Annotated in this window: 22 protein-coding genes and 1 riboswitch; of the genes, 9 read left to right on the top strand and 13 right to left on the bottom strand. The window is 54.2% G+C overall.

The window, feature by feature from the left end; genetic code table 11:
- The first annotated feature begins 42 nt into the window (after positions 1-42).
- Entirely contained in the window at positions 43-4266 is a 4224-nt protein-coding gene (rpoC, locus tag NNO04_RS17240; protein WP_271445735.1) for a DNA-directed RNA polymerase subunit beta', read from the top strand.
- Positions 4267-4382: 116 nt separating this feature from the next.
- On the opposite strand, the gene NNO04_RS17235 is transcribed toward rpoC, so the two are convergent.
- The 10 genes from NNO04_RS17235 to rsd all read right to left on the bottom strand — a co-directional run bounded on the left by NNO04_RS17235 (position 4383) and on the right by rsd (position 13274).
- A complete protein-coding gene (locus tag NNO04_RS17235; RefSeq protein ID WP_271445734.1) occupies positions 4383-4700 on the bottom strand; it encodes a PTS lactose/cellobiose transporter subunit IIA in 318 nt (105 codons plus the stop codon).
- A gap of 3 nt (positions 4701-4703) precedes the next feature.
- Positions 4704-5009 carry a PTS sugar transporter subunit IIB gene (locus NNO04_RS17230; RefSeq protein WP_271445733.1) on the bottom strand — a complete coding sequence of 102 codons (306 nt, stop codon included), beginning with the start codon at positions 5007-5009 and terminating at the stop codon, positions 4704-4706.
- A 182-nt stretch (positions 5010-5191) separates the two neighbouring features.
- Entirely contained in the window at positions 5192-6733 is a 1542-nt protein-coding gene (locus NNO04_RS17225) for a sensor domain-containing diguanylate cyclase (protein WP_271445732.1), read from the bottom strand.
- A gap of 341 nt (positions 6734-7074) precedes the next feature.
- Positions 7075-8208 carry a 2-iminoacetate synthase ThiH gene (gene thiH, locus NNO04_RS17220; RefSeq protein WP_271445731.1) on the bottom strand — a complete coding sequence of 378 codons (1134 nt, stop codon included), beginning with the start codon at positions 8206-8208 and terminating at the stop codon, positions 7075-7077.
- Positions 8205-8975: a thiazole synthase gene (gene thiG, locus NNO04_RS17215; protein WP_271445730.1), complete on the bottom strand. Its 771-nt coding sequence runs from the start codon at positions 8973-8975 to the stop codon at positions 8205-8207. Before thiG ends, thiH begins: the two co-directional genes overlap by 4 nt.
- Position 8976: 1 nt before the next feature.
- Positions 8977-9177, bottom strand: coding sequence for a sulfur carrier protein ThiS (gene thiS, locus NNO04_RS17210; RefSeq protein ID WP_271445729.1), 201 nt, complete (start codon positions 9175-9177; stop codon positions 8977-8979).
- Positions 9158-9916 (bottom strand): thiazole biosynthesis adenylyltransferase ThiF, encoded by a 759-nt coding sequence (thiF, locus tag NNO04_RS17205; RefSeq protein WP_271445728.1) that lies wholly within the window; start codon positions 9914-9916, stop codon positions 9158-9160. Before thiF ends, thiS begins: the two co-directional genes overlap by 20 nt.
- Positions 9909-10544 (bottom strand): thiamine phosphate synthase, encoded by a 636-nt coding sequence (thiE, locus tag NNO04_RS17200; protein WP_271445727.1) that lies wholly within the window; start codon positions 10542-10544, stop codon positions 9909-9911. Before thiE ends, thiF begins: the two co-directional genes overlap by 8 nt.
- Positions 10544-12439: a phosphomethylpyrimidine synthase ThiC gene (gene thiC, locus NNO04_RS17195; protein WP_271445726.1), complete on the bottom strand. Its 1896-nt coding sequence runs from the start codon at positions 12437-12439 to the stop codon at positions 10544-10546. Before thiC ends, thiE begins: the two co-directional genes overlap by 1 nt.
- 184 nt (positions 12440-12623) lie before the next feature.
- A riboswitch (TPP riboswitch) is annotated at positions 12624-12733 on the bottom strand.
- A 52-nt stretch (positions 12734-12785) separates the two neighbouring features.
- The gene (gene rsd, locus NNO04_RS17190; protein WP_271445725.1) at positions 12786-13274 is read right to left on the bottom strand and encodes a sigma D regulator; all 489 of its coding nucleotides are present in this window, start codon (positions 13272-13274) and stop codon (positions 12786-12788) included.
- A 97-nt stretch (positions 13275-13371) separates the two neighbouring features.
- Between rsd and nudC the strand changes: the two genes are divergently transcribed.
- The 6 genes from nudC (at position 13372) to NNO04_RS17160 (ending at position 17726) form a co-directional block, all read left to right on the top strand.
- On the top strand, positions 13372-14145 hold the full coding sequence (gene nudC, locus NNO04_RS17185) for an NAD(+) diphosphatase (RefSeq protein WP_271445724.1): 774 nt from the start codon (positions 13372-13374) through the stop codon (positions 14143-14145).
- 39 nt (positions 14146-14184) lie between these two features.
- A complete protein-coding gene (hemE, locus tag NNO04_RS17180; RefSeq protein ID WP_271445723.1) occupies positions 14185-15249 on the top strand; it encodes a uroporphyrinogen decarboxylase in 1065 nt (354 codons plus the stop codon).
- Positions 15250-15258: 9 nt separating this feature from the next.
- A complete protein-coding gene (gene nfi / locus NNO04_RS17175) occupies positions 15259-15930 on the top strand; it encodes a deoxyribonuclease V (protein WP_271445722.1) in 672 nt (223 codons plus the stop codon).
- A 42-nt stretch (positions 15931-15972) separates the two neighbouring features.
- A complete protein-coding gene (locus NNO04_RS17170) occupies positions 15973-16563 on the top strand; it encodes a YjaG family protein (protein ID WP_271445721.1) in 591 nt (196 codons plus the stop codon).
- 186 nt (positions 16564-16749) lie between these two features.
- The gene (hupA, locus tag NNO04_RS17165) at positions 16750-17022 is read left to right on the top strand and encodes a nucleoid-associated protein HU-alpha (RefSeq protein ID WP_001044509.1); all 273 of its coding nucleotides are present in this window, start codon (positions 16750-16752) and stop codon (positions 17020-17022) included.
- 11 nt (positions 17023-17033) lie between these two features.
- Entirely contained in the window at positions 17034-17726 is a 693-nt protein-coding gene (locus NNO04_RS17160; protein WP_271445736.1) for a DUF1481 domain-containing protein, read from the top strand.
- 11 nt (positions 17727-17737) lie between these two features.
- On the opposite strand, the gene zraP is transcribed toward NNO04_RS17160, so the two are convergent.
- A complete protein-coding gene (gene zraP, locus NNO04_RS17155; protein WP_271445720.1) occupies positions 17738-18181 on the bottom strand; it encodes a zinc resistance sensor/chaperone ZraP in 444 nt (147 codons plus the stop codon).
- Positions 18182-18433: 252 nt separating this feature from the next.
- Between zraP and zraS the strand changes: the two genes are divergently transcribed.
- Positions 18434-19834: a two-component system sensor histidine kinase ZraS gene (gene zraS, locus NNO04_RS17150; protein WP_271445719.1), complete on the top strand. Its 1401-nt coding sequence runs from the start codon at positions 18434-18436 to the stop codon at positions 19832-19834.
- Entirely contained in the window at positions 19831-21156 is a 1326-nt protein-coding gene (gene zraR, locus NNO04_RS17145) for a sigma-54-dependent response regulator transcription factor ZraR (RefSeq protein ID WP_271445718.1), read from the top strand. The genes zraS and zraR overlap by 4 nt, the downstream gene beginning before the upstream one ends.
- On the opposite strand, the gene purD is transcribed toward zraR, so the two are convergent.
- Together purD and purH are read right to left on the bottom strand one after the other, a co-directional pair.
- Positions 21153-22442, bottom strand: coding sequence for a phosphoribosylamine--glycine ligase (gene purD, locus NNO04_RS17140; protein ID WP_271445717.1), 1290 nt, complete (start codon positions 22440-22442; stop codon positions 21153-21155). The genes zraR and purD overlap by 4 nt on opposite strands.
- Positions 22443-22457: 15 nt before the next feature.
- Complete coding sequence (purH, locus tag NNO04_RS17135; RefSeq protein ID WP_271445716.1) at positions 22458-24047, bottom strand: bifunctional phosphoribosylaminoimidazolecarboxamide formyltransferase/IMP cyclohydrolase; 1590 nt, start codon at positions 24045-24047, stop codon at positions 22458-22460.
- Positions 24048-24417: the final 370 nt, after the last annotated feature.

The raw sequence follows: 24417 nt of genomic DNA, 5'->3' as shown, positions 1-24417 counted from the left end.
CAGCCAGCACCAGATTGTGCTAACTCCGACGGGAGCAAATCCGTGAAAGACTTATTAAAGTTTCTGAAAGCGCAAACTAAAACCGAAGAGTTTGATGCGATCAAAATTGCTCTGGCCTCGCCAGACATGATCCGTTCATGGTCTTTTGGTGAAGTTAAGAAGCCAGAAACCATCAACTACCGTACGTTCAAGCCTGAGCGTGACGGCCTTTTCTGCGCCCGTATCTTTGGGCCGGTAAAAGACTACGAGTGCCTGTGCGGTAAGTACAAGCGCCTGAAACACCGTGGTGTGATCTGTGAGAAGTGCGGCGTTGAAGTGACCCAGACTAAAGTACGCCGTGAGCGTATGGGCCACATCGAGCTGGCGTCTCCGACTGCGCACATCTGGTTCCTGAAATCTCTGCCGTCCCGTATCGGCCTGCTGCTCGATATGCCGCTGCGCGATATCGAACGCGTACTGTACTTCGAATCTTATGTGGTTATCGAAGGCGGTATGACTAATCTGGAACGCCAGCAGATCCTGACTGAAGAACAGTATCTGGATGCGCTGGAAGAGTTCGGTGACGAATTCGACGCGAAGATGGGTGCGGAAGCTATTCAGGCCCTGCTGAAGAGCATGGATCTGGAGCAAGAGTGTGAAACTCTGCGTGAAGAGCTGAACGAAACCAACTCCGAAACCAAGCGTAAGAAGCTGACCAAGCGTATCAAACTGCTGGAAGCGTTCGTTCAGTCTGGCAACAAGCCGGAGTGGATGATCCTGACCGTTCTGCCGGTTCTGCCGCCAGATCTGCGTCCGCTGGTTCCGCTGGATGGTGGTCGTTTCGCAACGTCGGATCTGAACGATCTGTATCGTCGCGTGATCAACCGTAACAACCGTCTGAAACGTCTGCTGGATCTGGCTGCACCGGACATCATCGTACGCAACGAAAAACGTATGCTGCAGGAAGCGGTTGACGCCCTGCTGGATAACGGTCGTCGCGGTCGTGCGATCACCGGTTCTAACAAACGTCCTCTGAAATCTTTGGCCGACATGATCAAAGGTAAACAGGGTCGTTTCCGTCAGAACCTGCTCGGTAAGCGTGTTGACTACTCCGGTCGTTCTGTCATCACCGTAGGTCCATACCTGCGTCTGCATCAGTGCGGTCTGCCGAAGAAAATGGCGCTGGAACTGTTCAAACCGTTCATCTACGGCAAGCTGGAACTGCGTGGCCTCGCCACCACCATCAAAGCCGCTAAGAAAATGGTTGAGCGTGAAGAAGCTGTCGTTTGGGATATCCTGGACGAAGTTATCCGCGAACACCCGGTACTGCTGAACCGTGCACCAACACTGCACCGTCTGGGTATCCAGGCATTTGAACCGGTACTGATCGAAGGTAAAGCTATCCAGCTGCACCCGCTGGTTTGTGCGGCATACAACGCCGACTTCGATGGTGACCAGATGGCTGTTCACGTACCGCTGACGCTGGAAGCCCAGCTCGAAGCGCGTGCGCTGATGATGTCTACCAACAACATCCTGTCTCCGGCGAACGGCGAACCTATCATCGTTCCGTCTCAGGACGTTGTATTGGGTCTGTACTACATGACCCGTGACTGTGTTAACGCTAAAGGCGAAGGCATGGTGCTGACTGGCCCGAAAGAAGCTGAGCGTATTTATCGCGCTGGCCTGGCCTCTCTGCATGCGCGCGTTAAAGTGCGTATCACCGAATACGAAAAAGATGAAAACGGCGAGTTCGTTGCGAAAACCAGCCTGAAAGACACGACCGTTGGCCGTGCCATTCTGTGGATGATCGTACCGAAAGGTCTGCCTTTCTCCATCGTCAACCAGGCGCTGGGTAAGAAAGCTATCTCCAAAATGCTGAACACCTGTTACCGCATTCTGGGCCTGAAGCCGACCGTTATCTTCGCTGACCAGACCATGTACACCGGCTTTGCTTATGCAGCGCGTTCAGGTGCATCTGTTGGTATTGATGACATGGTCATCCCAGAGAAGAAACACGAGATCATCTCTGAAGCGGAAGCCGAAGTTGCTGAGATCCAGGAGCAGTTCCAGTCTGGTCTGGTTACCGCGGGCGAACGCTATAACAAAGTTATCGATATCTGGGCTGCGGCGAACGATCGTGTATCCAAAGCGATGATGGATAACCTGCAAACTGAAACCGTCATTAACCGTGAAGGTAAAGAAGAGCAGCAGGTTTCTTTCAACAGCATTTACATGATGGCCGACTCCGGTGCGCGTGGTTCTGCAGCACAGATTCGTCAGCTGGCAGGTATGCGTGGTCTGATGGCGAAGCCAGATGGCTCCATCATCGAAACGCCAATCACCGCGAACTTCCGTGAAGGTCTGAACGTACTCCAGTACTTCATCTCCACTCACGGTGCTCGTAAAGGTCTGGCGGATACCGCACTGAAAACAGCGAACTCCGGTTATCTGACGCGTCGTCTGGTTGACGTTGCCCAGGATCTGGTGGTTACCGAAGACGATTGCGGTACGCTGGAAGGTCTTGTCATGACCCCAGTTATCGAAGGTGGTGATGTTAAAGAGCCGCTGCGCGATCGCGTTCTGGGTCGTGTGACTGCAGAAGACGTACTGAAGCCGGGTACGGCGGACATTCTGGTTCCTCGCAATACGCTGCTGCACGAACAGTGGTGTGACCTGCTGGAAGCGAACTCCGTTGACTCCGTCAAGGTACGTTCCGTTGTATCTTGTGACACCGACTTTGGTGTATGTGCGCACTGCTACGGTCGTGACCTGGCGCGTGGCCACATCATCAACAAAGGTGAAGCTATCGGTGTTATCGCGGCACAGTCAATCGGTGAACCGGGTACACAGCTGACGATGCGTACGTTCCACATCGGTGGTGCGGCATCTCGTGCGGCGGCTGAATCCAGCATCCAGGTGAAAAATAAAGGTAGCATCCGTCTGAGCAACGCGAAGTCGGTTGTGAACTCCAGCGGTAAACTGGTTATCACCTCCCGTAACACCGAACTGAAACTGATCGACGAATTCGGTCGTACCAAAGAAAGCTATAAAGTGCCTTACGGCTCCGTTATGGCGAAAGGTGATGGCGAACAGGTTGCTGGCGGCGAAACCGTTGCAAACTGGGATCCGCACACCATGCCGGTTATCACCGAAGTGAGTGGTTTCGTCCGCTTCACTGACATGATCGACGGCCAGACCATTACTCGTCAGACCGACGAGCTGACCGGTCTGTCTTCTCTGGTGGTTCTGGATTCTGCTGAACGTACTACCGGTGGTAAAGATCTGCGTCCGGCACTGAAAATCGTTGATGCTCAGGGTAACGATGTTCTGATCCCAGGCACCGATATGCCTGCGCAGTACTTCCTGCCGGGTAAAGCGATTGTTCAGCTGGAAGATGGCGTACAGATCAGTTCTGGTGACACCCTGGCGCGTGTACCGCAGGAATCCGGCGGTACCAAGGACATCACCGGTGGTCTGCCGCGCGTTGCGGACCTGTTCGAAGCTCGTCGTCCGAAAGAGCCGGCAATCCTGGCGGAAATCAGCGGTATCATTTCCTTCGGTAAAGAAACCAAAGGGAAGCGTCGTCTGGTGATCACGCCGTTAGACGGCAGCGATCCGTACGAAGAGATGATTCCGAAATGGCGTCAGCTCAACGTGTTCGAAGGTGAACGTGTAGAACGTGGCGATGTGGTTTCCGACGGTCCGGAAGCACCGCATGACATCCTGCGTCTTCGTGGCGTACACGCGGTAACGCGTTACATCACCAACGAAGTACAGGACGTATACCGTCTGCAAGGCGTTAAGATTAACGATAAACACATCGAAGTTATCGTTCGTCAGATGCTGCGTAAAGCGACCATCGAAAGTGCAGGTAGCTCCGACTTCCTGGAAGGCGAACAGGTTGAATACTCCCGCGTCAAGATCGCTAACCGCGAACTGGAAGCGAACGGCAAAGTTGCGGCAACGTATTCCCGCGACCTGCTGGGTATCACCAAAGCGTCTCTGGCAACCGAGTCCTTCATCTCTGCAGCATCGTTCCAGGAGACCACGCGTGTCCTGACCGAAGCAGCAGTAGCGGGCAAACGCGACGAACTGCGCGGTCTGAAAGAGAACGTCATCGTGGGTCGTCTGATCCCGGCTGGTACCGGTTATGCGTACCACCAGGATCGTATGCGCCGCCGTGCCGCTGGCGAATTGCCAGCAGCACCGCAGGTGACTGCTGAAGATGCGACTGCCAGCCTGGCAGAGCTGCTGAACGCAGGCCTGGGTGGTTCAGACAACGATTAATCGTTGATGGCCATAATAAAAAACCCGCTTCGGCGGGTTTTTTTTTTGCCTTCTGGCTTGCTGTTTGTAGGCCGGAGAAGTCGCAGGTGACGCCATCCGGCAAAACCTGATGCGCATTAATTTACCGGCGGCAATCGGCGATAAAGTTCGATCATATCTCCCGCCAGATCCTGAATCACCATGGCGTTCATCAGATGGTCCTGGGAGTGAACGGTGATGAGATTCACCGGTAATTTGCCCGTACCTTCGTCAATACCGATAAGCTGTGTCTGGATTTTATGCGCCACTTTAACGTAATCGCGTGACTCTTCCATTGCCTGCTCCGCACCCGCAAAATCGCCTTTACGCGCCAGTTGTAGTGCTGTTAACGCCTGACTGCGAGCGGTACCTGCATTAACCAGTAACTCCATGATGATAGTTTCTAACTCTTCCATGTCTTACTCCATAAGCTTAAGGGCTTTCTCCAGCACAACATCGCCTTTCATCATGCCGTAATCCATCATATCAATCACCGCGACTTTCTTGCCTAATGGGTCGGCAAGTGCCTGAAGCTTTGCCTGCTCGTACTTCACCTGTGGGCCAAGCAGGACAATATCCGCCGCCGCAATATTCTCTTTGAATTCAGCAACAGGAACTGCCTTGATATTGACCTCAACGCCTTTTTTTTGAGCGGCGTCTTTCATTCGTTGTACCAACATGCTGGTGGACATACCGGCAGCACAGCATAAAACGATATTCTTCATAATTGGCTCTCACAATTTCCCTGGTCATTCATCTTTAGTCCCTGACAAGGGAGAGAACAACTGTCTTAAAGTGAATGTGTGTAAAGCATCACAAAGATGCGCCATAAAAACTGAAACCGGTTACGGTCAGGCAGCAAGTATTAAAAAGGCCCGTCATGACGGGCCTGGGTGCTTTAGGCTTTTTACAGATGAGGTGCTGGCAGAATACGGTTTTTCCCCTGTTGCTTGGCGCTATAAAGCGCTTCATCGGCTCCGATGATTAACTGCTCCAGCGATTCCATATTCCATTCTTTCATCCCCGCGCTGAAGGTGACGACCAGATTCTCTTCGCGCCAGGTTCTCTGCTCTACGATCGTGCGCCATTGTTCAAGCAACGTAAAAGCCTCATTAGCATGAACGCCTGCAAAGAGGACCGCAAATTCTTCACCGCCATAACGGTAAAGCGAAATAGAATGGCGCTGTAACACCTGAATGCCCTCACGCGCCACGTTACGCAGAACAATGTCGCCGCTCAGATGTCCCCATGTATCGTTGATAGATTTAAAATTATCAATGTCCACCAGCGCCAGAGTGAAAGGTTGGTGATCGTTCATCAGCGCGGCAATGTCATTGTCAAATGCACGACGGTTTTTGCAGCCAGTCAGTGCGTCAATCGTCGCCTGGCGGACATACGCTATCTCACGCTCTTTATTTAACTCGATGGCTTTACTGAGCATGGCTTCCAGGCGGGGGGCCCGATTAACATCCCCGGTCTTGATGGCGTTGATGATGTTCATCAATACCGTTCGGGAGGTATGCCGTAGATAAAGCCCAAACAGCACAACCATCATGGCAGCCAGCGCGAATCCCCAGGACACAATATTGGTTTCGTGGCGAGTGAGGTCCATCAGCATGTTGTCAGAAACCCGGTAAACGACAAACCAGTCTGGATTGGTAAACGAGTAGTAGTAGTACCAGGTATTACTTTTTGAATCGAAAACATACCCTTCGCCACTGGTCATCCTGTCCATCATCTTTTCACTGACATACTGTTTAAATAACGCGCCAGTATCCGGATGTAGTACGACTTTCCCATCACGGTCAGCGACAAAAAATTCCCCCTGCACAGGAGCAACCATCTGGCGCAGGGTATAACTCATTGACGTGAGATCAAGGTGAAACGCGATACTGCCTTTCAGCCTGCCTTCGGGTGAAATGACCGGTTTGTAGATGGCCACCGTTGGGTAATGGGTGAAGTAGTCCATGTGAGGATTGGTATAGTGGCTGAATGTACTGGCTTTTGCCTGGTGTACAAACCACGGACGCGTTTTGGCATCAAAGGCTTTGCTATTTTCATCGGTTAACACTTCCGGGGCTCGCAGGTAGTTGCCCACGGTATCCGCCAGCGAAATGGAAGAGACGGTTGGCATCAGCGTCTGTAGCTGCATGAGTAACCTCAGGCCTTCCTCGGGGTCGATATTCACCGTTTCATTTAACTTGTCCCCACGGGAAAAGAAGGTCGCCGCGCGCGCGAGGATATAGTCGTTTTCGCGTAGTAACGACTCCGTATAGTTAACCGCAAGGTTATGTGTAAAGTTGCGGTTAATGTTGTGGTAATCCTCCAGAAAATCTTTTCGCTGCGTGAAGGTGATGAAAATTGCGATCAGAATAAAACTGAGCAAAATCCCCCCGAAGCTCACCAGCATGGGGGTTGTGAAGGAAAGCTGTCTGTTGTGACGTGCCATTGGCTGTGAATTATTCCTGAAGGATTAGGTCCTGGAAAGGTGGTTCAAACCGACAACAGGGTTCCGCACATCAGGACAGAATGTATGCAATTATAATCGTGAGAATATGGCTAAAGATGATTTATGTTAATAACAAATAAGATTGTCTCTATTTATGCTGCGAATAGAATTTTGTGCTACACAGGGTTTGAGGGCAGGGCGAAAACGAGGAAGAAACATTCCGCCCTGGTCAGCTTCCGCTGCTGACATCTACAACATAAAAAAACGGGAGTCTGAACGCTATCTCCCGTTTTTTACATTACGTATGGGCTCGTAAATTATTCAGCTGATTGCAATCTGATTCACCGCGCTTGCGAGGCGCGCCCCAGATAGCTGTCCCAGTCTTTCCAGACCGGTTGTAGTCCTTGCGCCGCCAGCGCCCCGGCAACATCTTCAGGACGCCGGGCATCGTGTGGAGAAAACTGCTCCAGCTCAGGGTGATCATCAGCGTAGCCGCCAGGTTGTGTCTTCGAAAACGCGCTGACATTGTTAATCGCCAGCGGGATAACGTGATCGCGAAACCACGGTGATTCGCGCGTAGAGAGCGACAGCTCTATCTCCGGAGACAGCAGGCGAAACGCGCAGATGGTTTGTACCAGTTGACGCTCATCCATGATGGACGCAGGCTCAATCCCTCCCGTGCACGGACGCAGACGTGGAAAAGAGATTGAGTAGCGACTCTGCCAGTACTGTTTTTGCATCCACAGCAGATGCTCTGCCACCATATAGCAATCAACCCGCCAACTGTCAGACAGACCAATCAGCGAACCCAGCCCAATTTTATCGATCCCCGCACGACCCAGCCGGTCTGGCGTTTCCAGTCGCCAGAAGAAGTCCTGTTTTTTCCCTTTCAGATGGTGCTGTGCGTACATCGCCTGATGGTAGGTTTCCTGATAGACCATGACGCCATCCAGCCCAAGGGTTTTGAGCTCGGCATACTCTGCCTCTGACAATGGTTGTACTTCCATCTGTAAAGAGGAGAACTGGCGGCGGATGACCGGCAAATGGCGGCGAAAGTAGTCCATGCCTACTTTTGCCTGATGTTCTCCGGTCACCAGCAGCAGGTGCTCAAATCCCAATGCACGAATGGCGTCACATTCACGGGAGATCTCTTTGTCATCCAGCGTCTTGCGCTTGATGCGGTTGCTCATTGAAAAGCCGCAGTAAGTGCAGTCGTTAGCGCAAAGGTTGGAAAGATAGAGTGGAACGTAAAAGCTGACTATATTACCAAATCGCTGGCGGGTAAGGCGTTGCGCCCGTTGTGCCAGCGGCTCCAGGTAGGCACTGGCTGCAGGGGAGAGCAACGCCATCATGTCATCACGATCCAGTTGCGTGGCGTTCAGCGCCCGTTCGACGTCGGCTGCCGTTTTGCTGTTGATGCGCAGGCGGATATCGTCCCAGTCCAGGTCGCGCCAGCGGTCGGTGAACGTTTTCATGCCGATGTCTCCAGAAATCCGGTCAACGGGCTGGTGGGGTGAGCCTGTGCGCTACGTCTTCCCGGTACGGCCTGACGCGCCAGAATGCCCGCTTCCACTGCCAAACGGAATGCCTTCGCCATCATCACCGGATCGTCAGCCACCGCAATTGCTGTGTTAACCAACACGGCGTCGGCGCCCATTTCCAGGGCTTGTGTGGCGTGGCTGGGGACACCGATCCCCGCGTCGACGACGACCGGGACGGTTGACTGCTGGATAATAATCTCCAGCATGGCTCGGGTTTCCAGCCCCTGATTTGAACCAATCGGCGCACCGAGTGGCATCACCGCAGCACAGCCGACCTCTTCAAGACGTTTGCACAGCACCGGGTCGGCACCGCAGTAAGGGAGAACCACAAATCCCTGTTTGACCAGCGCCTCGGCGGCTTTCAGTGTTTCTATCGGATCCGGCAGCAACCAGCGTGCGTCGGGGTGAATTTCCAGTTTCAGCCAGCGGGTGCCCAGCGCTTCCCGCGCTAATTGCGCGGCAAAGATGGCCTCTTCCGCCGTTTTGGCGCCGGAGGTATTGGGCAACAGCGTGACGCCCGCCTCCCGTAACGGCGCCAGAATAGCGTCGTTGTGCTGACGCAAGTCAACGCGCTTCATCGCCAGCGTCACAAGCTCGCTGCCGGAGGCGCGAATCGCCTCTGCCATTAAAGAAGAAGAGGCGAATTTCCCTGTCCCTGTGAACAGGTGCGAGTCGAACGTTTTATCTGCAATACGTAACATATCAGCCCCCGGCAATAACCTGAAAAAGCAGGATCTGATCACCGTCCTGCACAATTTGCTGTTCCCACTGTTCGCGCGGCAGGATCTGTTGATTCAACGCCAGCGCGGCGCCTGGCTTGAGTTGATCGAGCTGATTCAGCAGATCGGTAACAGACATTCCCACTGCGCACTGCATCGGCTCATCATTGAACTGAATCTGCATGTTGCCCTCCACATACCGGGCAGTCGCTGGCGCGGCGTAACGTTAGGCTGCGCCACTGGCTGGTTTTAGCGTCAAACAGACGCAGTTTGTCCGTGGGCGTTTCCATGCCATTCAAGAGTTTAATGGCTTCCAGCGCCTGCAATGTGCCCATCACACCGACCACTGGCCCAACGATGCCGGCGTTACGGCAGTTGCGTTCCGGCTCTTCGTCGTCCGGCCACAGGCAGCGGTAACAGCCCTGTTCCCAGGGGGGTGTCAGAACCATCAACTGACCGCCAAAGCCAACGGCGCTGGCGGTAATCAGTGGGGTATTGAGCGCGACACAGACGGCGTTGATCTCCTGGCGGGTGGCCATGTTGTCGGTACAATCCAGGACCACATCAGCATTCGCTACCGCGTGTCGAAGCGCATCGCCGGTAAGACGTTGCTGTAACGCCACCAGTTCAATATCCGGGTTGAGACGTGCCAGTCGCTGTTTTGTGACCTGCGATTTCGGGCGGGCGATATCATCGGTAGTAAAGAGGATTTGCCGTTGCAGGTTACTCAGGTGCACATCGTCATCGTCAGCCAGAACCAACGTGCCGATGCCTGCACCTGCAAGATAGAGCGCGGCAGGTGAACCTAATCCGCCTAAACCGATGACCAGTACGTGGCTTGCGAGCAGCTTTTGCTGCCCCTCAATCGCGATATCGCCAAGCAAGATCTGGCGGCTGTAACGCATAAAGTCACGATCATTCATCGCCAGCTCCTGCTACCGAAAGCAACTGCGCGGCGGCAGCACGCCAGTCTGTTGCCTGCGTAATCGCGCTGACGACAGCAATACTGCCGACACCCGTTGCCAGTACCGCAGGCGCGCGCTCAAGGCTAATCCCGCCGATGGCGACTGTCGGGTAATCAGCCAGACGCGCAATATGGCGCGCCAGCTGTTCCAGCCCTTGCGGGGCAGAGGGCATCTGTTTGGTTTGCGTCGGGAAGACATGCCCCAGCGCGATATATGAAGGACGCGCGGCCAGCGCCACGTCGATTTCCATATCATCATGGGTCGAGACGCCAAGGCGCAGTCCTGCTGCCTGAATCGCCTTCAGATCGGTGGTTTCGAGATCTTCCTGACCCAGATGGACACCGTACGCGTTGTGCTTTATCGCCAGCCGCCAGTAATCGTTGATGAACAGCCGGGCGTCAAAACGACGTCCCAGCGCAATCGCGGCGATAACGTCCGCTTCGACCTCTTCATCGCGCTTATCTTTGATTCGCAGCTGTAGGGTGCGCACGCCTGCGTCCAGCAGGCGTTCAATCCAGAGTACGCTGTCCACCACCGGATACAGTCCGAGACGGAAAGGGACGGGGGGGAAATCAGGCTGGTACATCAGGCTTCCTCCCGCTTCAGATAGATTTCACCGCCTTTGGCGCGGAAGTTTTCCGACATGTCTGCCATGCCCACTTCGATGGTTTGTGCGGCGGCGTAGTCGCGGACCTCCTGGCTGATTTTCATTGAGCAGAATTTTGGTCCGCACATTGAGCAGAAGTGGGCGACTTTACCGGATTCCTGCGGCAGCGTTTCATCGTGGTACGCGCGGGCGGTGAACGGGTCGAGTGCCAGGTTAAACTGGTCTTCCCAGCGGAATTCAAAGCGCGCTTTCGACATTGCGTTATCGCGAATTTGTGCGCCCGGGTGGCCCTTCGCCAGGTCGGCGGCGTGAGCGGCGATCTTGTAAGTGATCAGCCCCTGTTTTACATCTTCTTTGTTCGGTAAGCCGAGGTGTTCTTTCGGGGTGACATAGCAGAGCATTGCACAGCCGAACCAGCCAATCATCGCTGCGCCAATCCCGGAAGTGAAATGGTCATAACCCGGTGCGATATCGGTGGTCAATGGGCCTAAGGTGTAGAACGGCGCTTCATGGCAGTGCTCCAGCTCTTCGGTCATGTTGCGGCGGATCATCTGCATCGGTACATGTCCCGGACCTTCAATCATCACCTGAACGTCATATTCCCAGGCGATTTTGGTCAGCTCACCAAGGGTGTGCAGTTCGGCAAACTGTGCTTCGTCGTTGGCGTCACGAACGGAGCCAGGACGCAGGCCATCACCGAGAGAGAGCGCAACATCGTAGGCGGCGCAGATTTGACAGATTTCGCGGAAATGCTCGTAGAGGAAGTTCTCTTTGTGGTGGGAGAGGCACCATTTTGCCATGATCGAACCACCGCGTGAGACGATGCCCGTCAGTCGTCTGGCGGTCATCGGCACATAGCGCAGCAGAACACCGGCATGAATAGTGAAGTAATCGACACCCTGTTCGGCCTGCTCCAGTAGCGTGTCGCGGAAGGCTTCCCATGTCAGATCTTCGGCGATCCCGTTAACCTTCTCCAGCGCCTGGTAGATCGGTACCGTACCGATCGGCACCGGGCTGTTACGCAGGATCCACTCGCGGGTTTCGTGGATATAGCGGCCCGTTGACAGGTCCATTACCGTATCTGCCCCCCAGCGTGTGGACCAGACCAGTTTTTCGACCTCTTCTTCGATGGAAGAGGTCACCGCAGAATTGCCGATATTGGCGTTTACTTTGACCAGGAAGTTGCGACCAATGATCATCGGCTCAGATTCCGGGTGGTTGATGTTGGCAGGGATAATCGCGCGTCCGGCGGCCACCTCATCACGGACAAACTCCGGAGTGATGTTTTCCGGCAGGCGTGCGCCGAAGCCTTCGCCCGGATGCTGGTGGCGTAATACCTCACTGCGGATGCGCTCGCGCCCCATGTTTTCACGGATGGCGATGAACTCCATCTCCGGCGTGACGATACCCTGGCGCGCATAATGTAGCTGCGTGACGCATTTCCCGGCTTTGGCACGTTTTGGGGTTAACAGACCGCTGAAACGCAATTCGTCCAGACCGTCATCGGCCAGGCGCTCTTTGGTATAGGCAGAGCTGCGGTCGGTCAGTGCTTCGCTATCGGCGCGGGCGTCAATCCACGGTTGACGCAGTTTTGCCAGACCCTGCTCAACATTAATCGCGATATCAGGATCGCCATACGGACCCGAGGTGTCATACACCGGAATGGCTTCGTTTTCTTCGTACTGTGGATGCTCTTTTGTCCCGCCAGTCAACGTCGGGCTAAGCTGGATTTCGCGCATTGGGATGCGGATATCTGACTGCGAGCCGGTGATATAGATCCGTCTGGAATTTGGAAAGGCGGTGCCTTCCAGCGTATTGATGAAGTGTTGTGCTTGTTCGCGCTGCTGGCGACGGGTTAATTTTGCAGTAGACATAGCTCATTCCAAAAAAGTAAGGACGTGGCTTGTCAGACGACGGATGAAGCAAGAGGAGATTACACTTCATCATTCAAGCTGCCTCTGCGTTGGCTGCCTTCGTTCACCCCAGTCACTTACTCAAGTAAGCTCCTGGGGATTCTCTCAGTTGCCGCCTTGATGCAACTTGAATGATTTTGTGTAATTGGTTTTGACTCTTGTTCCCTTCGCAGGTTTTAACCTGATCAGGTTCCGCGGATCCCGAATTAACGGTCTCAGCCCGTGCTTTCACACTGGGCACTCCGACAAGAAATAGCCCCCTCTAAAGGGGGCGACAACGGTAAGTTACGCGTTAATAGCGTCGAACTCAAGCAGGACGTTTTGCCTTCGCATTGTCGTGCATCGCGTCAAAGACCAGCATGATCAGCTTGTCTTCAAGGATAAATCGGGATTCCAGCGCTTCGCCGATATCTGATAAAACCTTTTGAAATTCAAGATAGTTATCATGATCGATGGCCATTTCCAGGCTGGAGTCGTAGTAATCCATAATGCATTGCGTATTGGCTTCCAGTAACGGCCAAATTTTCGTTGCGTTTAAAAGCTGCCCGTTACCTTCCAATTTATGGAGAATGCGTTCATAAATACTGAAGTGCCCGGCGGAAAGGTAATCGACCAGGCTTTGACAAAAATCATCCAGCGCTTTTTCGTTTAAGCGCATGTACGATTCTTTGCCAGGCTTAATGCCAACCAAATTGTAGTAAGCCACGAGCAGATGCTTACGTACATGTAGCCAGCGATCAACCAGTTTATTACTTCCTCTGACGTGCTCTGTCAGGTTATCCAGCTGGTTTAACATGATTGACTCCGCAAGTTTAGATTCGAAAAACTGCTCACTCAAAAATGTAAAAATAATGTAAACAACATGCCTGTGAAGCAAAGGTTGCGCAAGAGATATGGATCGTATAATTGAAAAATTAGACAGCGGCTGGTGGATTGTCAGCCATGAGCAAAAAATATGGCTACCGCGCGGAGAACTGCCCTATGGCGAAGCGGCAACTTTCGATCTTGTTGGGCAGCGCGCACTCCAGATTGGAGAGTGGGAAGGCGAATCCGTCTGGTTGGTACAACAACATCGCCGCCATGATATGGGTTCCGTACGGCAGGTTATCGATCAGGATGTCGGCTTGTTCCAGCTGGCCGGGCGGGGTGTACAACTGGCGGAGTTTTACCGTTCACATAAATTCTGTGGTTACTGCGGCCACACAATGTACCCAAGTAAAACCGAATGGGCCATGTTGTGCAGTCATTGCCGTGAACGCTATTACCCTCAGATAGCGCCTTGCATTATTGTGGCGATTCGCCGGGAAGATACTCTCCTGCTCGCGCAACATACCCGCCATCGCAACGGCGTGCATACGGTGCTGGCTGGGTTTGTCGAAGTGGGGGAAACCCTGGAACAAGCGGTGGCGCGTGAAGTTATGGAAGAAAGCCGTATTAAAGTGAAGAACCTGCGCTATGTCACGTCTCAACCGTGGCCATTTCCGATGTCGCTCATGACCGCATTTATGGCGGAGTATGACAGCGGGGAGATCGTTATCGATCCGAAGGAGTTACTGGAAGCGGGCTGGTATCGTTATGACGATCTTCCGCTACTGCCGCCAGCGGGTACTGTCGCACGTCGGTTGATCGAAGATACGGTGGCAATGTGTCGGGCAGAGTACGAGTGACATGATACACTGGGCGCATAACGCTAAAGGAATGTAAAAATGACCGAACTGAAAAACGATCGTTACCTGCGTGCGCTGCTGCGCCAGCCCGTTGATGTCACCCCTGTATGGATGATGCGCCAGGCAGGCCGTTATCTCCCGGAGTATAAAGCCACCCGAGCACAAGCGGGCGATTTTATGTCACTGTGCAAAAATGCCGAGCTGGCGTGCGAAGTCACGCTGCAGCCGCTGCGCCGTTACCCGCTTGATGCGGCGATCCTCTTTTCGGACATCCTGACCATTCCGGATGCGATGGGCCTGGGACTGTATTTTGAAGCCGGAGAAGGCCCGCGATTTACCGCGCCGGTGGCCTGCAAAGCCGACGTCGACAAACTGCCCATTCCTGATCCCGAAGATGAACTGGGCTACGTGATGAATGCGGTACGTACTATTCGTCGCGAACTGAAAGGCGAAGTCCCGTTGATTGGTTTTTCCGGCAGTCCCTGGACTCTGGCGACGTATATGGTGGAAGGCGGTAGCAGCAAAGCCTTTACTGTCATTAAAAAGATGATGTATGCAGATCCGCAAGCGCTCCATTTACTGCTCGATAAACTGGCGAAAAGCGTCACGTTGTATCTCAATGCGCAGATCAAAGCAGGCGCGCAGTCGGTGATGATTTTCGATACCTGGGGCGGCGTGCTGACCGGGCGCGATTATCAGCAGTTCTCACTTTATTACATGCATAAAATTGTCGACGGTCTCCTGCGTGAGAATGAAGGGCGTCGTGTCCCAGTCACGCTGTTTACCAAAGGCGGCGGCCAGTGGCTGGAAGCGATGGCGGAAACGGGCTGTGATGCGCTGGGACTCGACTGGACCACAGACATCGCCGATGCGCGTCGTCGCGTGGGGCATAAAGTGGCGTTGCAGGGGAATATGGATCCTTCCATGCTGTATGCGCCAGCGGCGCGTATTGAAGAAGAAGTTTCGACGATTCTGGCGGGATTCGGTCAGGGCGAAGGCCACGTCTTCAACCTTGGGCACGGCATTCACCAGGATGTGCCGCCAGAACACGCGGGCGTCTTTGTGGAGGCGGTACACCGGATTTCAGCACAGTATCACCAGTAAGGGATGGGCATGGATCTCGCGTCGCTACGTGCTCAACAGCTTGAACTGGCCTCAAATGTGATCCGTGAAGATCGTCTGGATAACGATCCTCCGGATCTGATCGCAGGCGCTGACGTTGGGTTTGAGCAGGGCGGTGAAGTGACGCGAGCCGCAATGGTACTGCTGAAGTATCCTTCGCTTGAGCTGGTGGAATATCAGGTGGCGCGCATCGCCACCACCATGCCGTATATTCCTGGCTTTCTCTCCTTTCGTGAATATCCCGCGCTGTTGGCGGCGTGGGAACAACTCTCGCATAAGCCTGATTTAGTGTTTGTCGATGGTCACGGTATTTCTCATCCGCGCCGCCTCGGTGTAGCCAGCCATTTTGGGTTGTTGGTGGATGTGCCGACCATCGGCGTGGCGAAAAAACGGCTGTGCGGCAAATTTGAACCCCTCTCTTCCGAGCCCGGCGCTCTGGCACCATTAATGGATAAAGGCGAGCAACTGGCATGGGTCTGGCGTAGCAAAGCGCGCTGCAATCCGCTGTTTATTGCTACCGGGCACCGGGTAGGGCTGGACAGCGCCCTTTCGTGGGTACAACGCTGTATGAAAGGGTATCGCTTACCCGAACCGACGCGCTGGGCTGATGCGGTAGCGTCAGGCCGTCCGGCGTTTACGCGTTGGCAAGAAATTCAGTCCTGATTCAGGTACACTTCCGCTAATTATCGTTTTCGAGATCTCATCATGTTACAAAACCCGATCCACCTGCGACTGGAACGGCTGGAAAGCTGGCAACATGTCACTTTTATGGCCTGTTTATGCGAACGCATGTACCCCAACTACGCTATGTTCTGTCAGCAGACTGAATTCGGCGATGGACAGGTTTATCGTCGAATTCTCGACCTCATCTGGGAAACGCTGACCGTCAAAGATGCGAAAGTGAATTTCGACAGCCAACTGGAGAAATTTGAAGAAGCGATCCCGGCTGCCGACGATTATGACCTGTATGGCGTCTATCCGGCGATTGATGCCTGCGTTGCGTTAAGTGAACTGGTGCACTCACGTTTGAGTGGAGAAACGCTGGAGCACGCTATCGAAGTCAGTAAGACATCTATCACCACCGTTGCCATGCTGGAAATGACCCAGGCGGGACGAGAAATGACCGATGAAGAGCTCAAAGAGAACCCTGCGGTTGAGCAAGAATGGGATATTCAGTGGGAAATATTCCGACTTTTAGCCGATTGCGAAGAACGCGATATTGAGCTGATAAAAGGGTTGCGCGCAGACCTGCGCGAGTCCGGCGAGAGCAATATCGGTATAAATTTTCAGCAATGAGACCAGAAAACGTGATTTAACGCCTGATTTGTCGTGCCTGAAGGCTTCCCTTCCGCCCCCCGTCTGGTCTACATTTGGGGGGCGAAAAAAAGTGGCTATCGGTGCGTGTATGCAGGAGAGTGCTTTTCTGGCATTTTCGTCGCACTCGATGCTTAGCAAGCGATAAACACATTGTAAGGATAACTTATGAACAAGACTCAACTGATTGATGTAATTGCAGACAAAGCAGAACTGTCCAAAACCCAGGCTAAAGCTGCTCTGGAATCCACTCTGGCTGCTATTACTGAGTCTCTGAAAGAAGGCGATGCTGTACAACTGGTTGGTTTCGGTACCTTCAAAGTGAACCACCGCGCTGAGCGCACTGGCCGCAACCCGCAGACCGGTAAAGAAATCAAAATCGCCGCAGCTAACGTGCCGGCATTTGTTTCTGGTAAAGCACTGAAAGACGCAGTTAAGTAATTCGCGTGGCAGTGAACAGTTTTAGCGAAGGGGCGGGTTCGCCCCTTTTGTCTGTCTGGCGTCGTACGCTGACGCTGGCAGGCGCGCTAGTGCTGACAGCATGCAGCCATAACTCTGCGCTTCCCCCCTTTACCGCCAGCGGTTACGCGGACGATCAGGGGGCGGTGCGTATCTGGCGTAAAGATTCCGGCGGTGATGTTCATCTGCTTTCCGTCTTTAGCCCGTGGCGTGGCGGCGATACGACCACGGCTGAATATCGCTGGCAAGGCGATACGCTCTCTCTGATTGAATTCAACGTTTACGGCAAACCGGCAGAGCATATTCGCGCTCGTTTCGACGATCATGGCGAACTAAGCTTTATGCAGCGTGAGGTGGGCGGGCAAAAACAGCAGCTTTCCAGCGATCAAATTGCGTTATACCGCTATCGCGCCGATCAAATCCGCCAGACCAGCGACGCGTTGCGTCAGGGGCGGGTGGTTTTACGCCAGGGACGCTGGCATGCCAATCAGACCATCACCACCTGCGAAGGCGAAACGCTGAAACCCGATTTAGAATCGTGGGCCATCAGCCATATTGAGCGCCGCCAGAGCCGTTCGTCGATTGAGGTGAGCGTGGCATGGCTGGAGGCGCCTGAAGGATCTCAGTTGCTACTGGTGGCGAACGAAGACTTCTGTCGCTGGCAGCCGCAAGAGAAAAGTTTCTGATTCACCGGGGGTTACCAGTGGCCCATCCCCATATGGCCGCCACCATGATGGTACCCGCCACCACCGCAACCCATTCCTGCACCGCGTGGCACATCGGCTTCCGCCATCGCAATATCGCGTTTCACCCGCTGCTCATCCAGCGACTGGCGCAAAGCGGCCATCTCTTTTGCCACGGCACCTATTTTCGCGCTATCCGGTGAGCTGGCAGTTAATAACGCATTGTACTCATACTGTTTGGACATTAATTGCTGACGTAACGAACGGGTCTGCGAGTCGTAATCATCATTGATTTTCTGAGCTGCGGCTTGCTGTTCCGTGGTGAGCGCGCTGACATTTTGTTGCCTCATCCCACCGTCGCCATTTCCCCAGTGATTTCGTGCTATGGCTGGGCTGGAACCCAGAACCATCAGGGAGAGTGCAATCAGTGCCAGGCCAGACGTGTTATTCCGTTTCATATTTTGTCCTCTTGTTGATTATCTTCATTCCCTTATTGCATCTTGCATGCCAGGTGAAACATCCCCGGTCTGCGGGAGAAATATGAGCCGTTGAGCGGTTAAAGTGAGTAAAAATGACTCGCCTGTTTTACGCAGCGGGTCATTTTTACTCAGTGGCATCAGCAGATTGTGTCGAAAGACAGGGTTACAGGGAGTGAAAAGTGGCATGATTTCTGCTGGAACAAGGAGAGGATCTGGCAATAGAGAGAATGTATGCGTGATATGCGGCAACATAAGGATGCGGTGGCGAGATGGCTGAGCGGTGTTCTGCCTGCCGCTATTCTCGTTCTGGTTGGGCTTTTTTCCGTCATGACCCTGCGGGATTATGGCCGTGAGAGCGATGCCGCGCGACAAACGCTGCTGGAAAAAGGCAGCGTGCTGATTCGTGCGCTGGAATCGGGCTCTCGGGTGGGGATGGGAATGCGCATGCACCATGCTCAGCAGCAAACCCTGCTGGAGGAAATGGCCGGACAACCCGGCGTGTTGTGGTTTGCCATCACTGATGAGCGGGGCAATATCATTACCCACAGCGACCCCGGCCGCGTCGGGAAATCACTCTACTCTGCGAACGAAATGCGCCAGTTAAATCCCGGTGATGAGGAACGCTGGCGGCCAATCGCCATTCAGCAAAATGGCGAAGAACCGACACCGGCGCTGGAAATTTATCGTCAGTTCCAGCCAATGCAGGCGTCAAAAGAGCATGGCATGCGTAGTATGCCGCGTTGTGAGGAAGCGGCATCCGCGCCGCAGACCATTTTTATTGCCTTTGACGCCAGCGATCTGGTCGCGACTCAGGCAAGAGAATGGCGCAATACGGTGATTGTGCTTTCTGCGCTGGCTGGTGTATTGCTGGCAACAATGCTCTCTTATTTCTTATATCGTCGCTATTTGCGTTCTCGTCAGCTGTTGCAGGACGAGATGAAACGCAAAGAGAAGCTGGTGGCGCTCGGACATCTGGCGGCGGGGGTGGCGCATGAAATTCGCAACCCGCTCTCTTCCATTAAAGGGTTGGCGAAGTATTTTGCCGAGCGCTCGCCTAAGGGTGGCGAATCCTATGAGCTGGCGCAGGTGATGGCCAAAGAGGCTGACCGGTTAAATAGGGTAGTGAGCGAACTGCTGGAGCTGGTAAGGCCTACACATCTGACGCTACAAGCGGTGGATCTCAATGACATCATTACTCACTCGTTACAGCTCGTCAGCCAGGATGCGCGGAGCAGGGCAATTCAACTGAAGTTTACCGCCAACGTGTCGCTGCCGGCTGTTCAGGCCGATCCTGACAGGCTAACGCAGGTTTTACTGAACCTGTATCTGAACGCGATTCAGGCTATCGGTCATCAGGGTGTCATTACGGTCGAAGTGGGCGAATGCACAGGCGATCGCGTTAAAATTGTGGTCAGCGACAGTGGGAAAGGCATTGCGGCAGAAGACCTGGATGCGATATTTACCCCTTACTTTACGACCAAAGCCGACGGTACCGGACTTGGATTAGCGGTGGTACAGAACATCGTTGAGCAGCACGGCGGAACTATTCAGGCGACAAGCATTCCAGGTAAAGGCGCCGTCTTTACTCTTTATCTACCGATCAAAGCGAGAGAACAGGATAGACAAGGATGACACGCGTAAAAATCGATATTCTGGTCGTGGATGACGACATCAGCCATTGCACGATTTTACAGGCGTTGCTCCGTGGATGGGGCTATGACGTGGCGCTGTCTTACGGTGGGCGCGAGGCCGTAGAGCGGGTACGCGAACATGTCTTCGATCTGGTGTTATGTGATGTGCGTATGGCGGAAATGGACGGCATCGAAACGCTCAAAGAGATCAAAGCGCTGAATCCGGCGATTCCCATTTTGATTATGACGGCGTACTCCAGCGTAGAAACCGCGGTAGAGGCGCTTAAAGCAGGCGCGCTGGATTACTTAATTAAACCGCTGGATTTCGACAGCTTACAGGACACGATCGAGAAAGCGCTGGCGCATACGAGAAACGCTGGCGTTGAATCACCTTCAGCCTCTGCCGCGCAGTTCGGCATGATTGGCGAAAGCCCGGCGATGCAGCGTTTGCTCAGCGAAATTGCAATGGTGGCGCCCTCCGATGCCACGGTATTGATTCATGGCGACTCGGGAACCGGTAAGGAGTTGGTGGCCAGGGCGCTCCATGCCAGCAGTGCGCGCTGCGAAAAACCATTGATAACGCTTAACTGCGCAGCGTTGAATGAGTCGCTGCTGGAGTCTGAACTGTTTGGGCATGAAAAAGGCGCTTTCACCGGAGCAGACAAACGGCGCGAGGGGCGTTTTGTGGAAGCAGACGGCGGTACGCTGTTTCTCGACGAAATTGGCGATATCTCGCCGATGATGCAGGTTCGCCTGCTGCGGGTTATTCAGGAGCGTGAGGTTCAGCGGGTCGGGAGCAATCAGACGATTTCTGTCGATGTCAGACTGATTGCGGCGACTCACCGTGATTTGGCGGCGGAAGTCTGTGCCGGGCGTTTTCGTCAGGATCTCTACTATCGTCTCAATGTGGTAACGATTGAGATGCCGCCTTTGTGTCAGCGTCAGGAAGATATTCCGCTACTGGCCGAACACTTTCGTCAACGATTTGCGGAGCGAAACCGTAAAGCGGTGAAGGGATTTACCCCGCAGGCGATGGATCTGTTGATTCACTACGCGTGGCCCGGGAATATCCGTGAACTGGAAAACGCCATTGAGCGTGCGGTGGTTCTGCTGACGGGGGAATATATCTCTGAGCGGGAATTGCCGCTTGCCATTGCGGCGACGTCGGTGAATGTCGACGATGCTCGCGAGATTCAACCGTTGGTGGATGTTGAGAAAGAGGTGATTCTGGCGGCGCTGGAGAAAACGGGCGGCAACAAAACCGAAGCCGCCCGTCAGTTAGGGATCACGCGCAAAACGCTGCTGGCAAAACTGTCGCGTTAGTTCTGCTCACGTTCGATAGCGCGCCAGCCGATATCTTTGCGGCTGAAGCTGCCATCCCAGTGGATATGATTCATCAGCGCGTAAGCGCGTTTCTGCGCTTCGGCAACGGTATGACCCAGCGCAGTGGCGCACAGCACGCGCCCACCGCTGGTCAGTACCTGGTCGTCATCGGCGAGTTTAGTCCCGGCGTGGAACACCTTACCGTCCGCGATTTCTTCCAGCGGCAAGCCGTGGATCACGTCACCCGTGCGATAGTCGCCCGGATAACCGCCCGCGGCCATGACGACGCCCAGAGAGGCGCGCTCGTCCCACTCAGAGGTTTGCTCGTCCAGCTTGCCTTCGCAGGCGGCCAGGCACAGCTCAACCAGATCGGACTTCATGCGCAGCATGATTGGCTGGGTTTCCGGGTCGCCAAAGCGGCAGTTAAACTCAATAACCTTTGGATTGCCCTGCTTATCAATCATCAGACCGGCATACAGGAAACCGGTGTAGGTGTTGCCTTCCGCCGCCATGCCTTTCACGGTTGGCCAGATGATGCGTTCCATGGTGCGCTGATGCACTTCATCCGTTACCACTGGCGCCGGAGAATAGGCACCCATACCGCCGGTGTTTGGGCCGGTGTCTTTATCGCCCACGCGTTTGTGATCCTGGCTGGTGGCCATCGGCAACACATGTTCGCCGTCAACCATCACAATAAAGCTTGCTTCTTCGCCGTCGAGGAACTCCTCGATAACGATACGATGACCCGCGTCGCCAAAGGCGTTACCCGCCAGCATATCGTGAACGGCCGCTTCGGCCTCGCTCAGCGTCATCGCGACGATAACGCCTTTACCTGCCGCCAGACCGTCAGCTTTAATGACGATAGGCGCGCCTTTCTCACGCAGATAAGCCAGAGCAGGCTCAATCTCGGTGAAGTTCTGGTATTCCGCCGTTGGGATCTGATGGCGTGCCAGGAAATCCTTGGTAAACGCTTTTGAGCCTTCCAGCTGTGCGGCACCTTCGGTTGGGCCGAATATTTTCAGACCCGCAGCGCGGAACGTGTCAACCACGCCAATCACCAGCGGCGCTTCCGGGCCGACGATGGTCAGGTCAATCTTCTCATTCTGGGCAAAGCTCAGCAGCGCCGGGATGTCAGTCACGCCGATAGCAACGTTTTGCAGGGCTGGTTCCAGCGCCGTGCCTGCGTTGCCCGGTGCCACAAAGACGGTTTCAACCTGCGGCGACTGCGCCGCTTTCCAGGCCAGCGCATGCTCGCGCCCGCCGTTACCAATCACTAATACTTTCATCGTCTGCTCCGTGAATTAATGGCGGAAGTGGCGCATGTCAGTGAAGAGCATCGCAATACCGTGCTCGTCGGCGGCAGCAATCACTTCATCATCACGAATGGAACCGCCAGGCTGAATGACGCAGGTCACGCCAGCCGCAGCTGCAGCGTCAATACCGTCGCGGAACGGGAAGAAGGCATCAGAGGCCATAGCGGAACCTTTTACTTCCAGACCTTCATCGGCTGCTTTGATACCTGCGATCTTCGCTGAGTAGACGCGACTCATCTGGCCCGCGCCGATGCCAATAGTCATATTGCCTTTGGCATACACGATAGCGTTGGATTTCACGAATTTCGCCACTTTCCAGCAGAACAGCGCATCACGCAGTTCCTGTTCGGTTGGCTGACGTTGGGTGACGACGCGCAGTTCTTCCGCGCCGACCATCCCCAGATCACGATCCTGAACCAGCAGACCGCCGTTCACACGTTTGAAGTCCAGACCCGGCACACGCTCAGCCCACTGACCGCAGGTCAGCACGCGCACGTTCTGTTTGGCTGCGGTGATTTTCAATGCTTCTTCGCTGGCGGACGGCGCAATGATCACTTCGACAAACTGACGCGAGATAATGGCCTGCGCGGTTTCTGCGTCCAGCTCGCGGTTGAAGGCAATGATGCCGCCGAATGCAGACGTAGGATCGGTTTTGTATGCGCGATCGTAAGCGTCGAGAATAGAGTTGCTGATGGCGACGCCGCATGGATTGGCGTGCTTCACGATAACGCAAGCTGGCTCGGCGAACTCTTTCACACACTCCAGCGCTGCGTCGGTGTCAGCGATGTTGTTATAAGAGAGGGCTTTCCCCTGAACCTGCGTTGCGGTGGCGACGGAGGCTTCTTTGACATTCTCTTCTATATAGAAGGCCGCCTGTTGGTGGCTGTTCTCACCATAACGCATATCCTGTTTCTTAATGAAGTTGAGGTTCAGGGTGCGCGGGAAGCGACCAGCGGCTTCTTTGCTTTCACCGTGGTAGGCCGGAACCATGCTGCCGAAGTAGTTGGCGATCATGCTGTCATAGGCAGCGGTGTGCTCAAACGCTTTGATGGCGAGGTCGAAACGGGTGTCGAGGGTAAGAGAACCTTCGTTGGCATCCATCTCTTCAATAATGGCGGCATAGTCGCTGCTCTTTACTACGATGGCGACATCTTTATGGTTCTTGGCGGCGGAGCGCACCATAGTTGGGCCGCCGATATCAATATTCTCTACCGCATCTTCCAGCGAGCAGCCTTCACGGGCAACGGTCTGAGCGAACGGATAAAGGTTAACGACCACCATATCAATGGGGGCAATACCGTGCTGTTCCATAATCCCGTCGTCCTGGCCACGACGACCGAGAATGCCGCCGTGGACTTTTGGATGCAGGGTCTTCACTCGTCCATCCATCATCTCCGGGAAGCCGGTGTAATCGGATACTTCGGTCACTGGCAGACCTTTCTCTGCTAACAGACGGGCTGTACCGCCTGTGGACAGCAGCTCCACACCACGTGCGGAAAGTGCCTGGGCGAATTCGACGATACCGGCTTTGTCAGAAACACTGAGCAGCGCGCGGTGGACTGGACGACGTTGTTGCATGGTAAATCCCCTGGATTTGACGATAACAGAGAGCGTTAGCTGAATTTTTCGTGAAAAACTCAGCTAACGCCCCTTACGGGGCATCCTTATTTTGCGGTGGCATTGTAACGAAAACGTTTGCGCAACGCTCGCGAATTTTTTCTCTTTCCATGTTGCCCCCATTTAGCACGCTAAAGATCGTTCATATAGAAAGGGGATCGCAGAAATGATCGGAGTATTTGTGGATAACTTTGTGTGTAAATGGGTATAAAGCGGGGTTTTGCTGTGGAATGCAGCAGTCAGTCATTTTTCTGTCATTTAAGGGTTGCGGGCGCCGGAGAACTCCCTATAATGCGCCTCCATCGACACGGCGGATGTGAATCACTTCACA

Source organism: Citrobacter sp. Awk 4 (assembly GCF_028069725.1).
Lineage (GTDB): Bacteria > Pseudomonadota > Gammaproteobacteria > Enterobacterales > Enterobacteriaceae > Citrobacter_D.
This window is presented reverse-complemented; position numbering and strand designations above follow the sequence as displayed.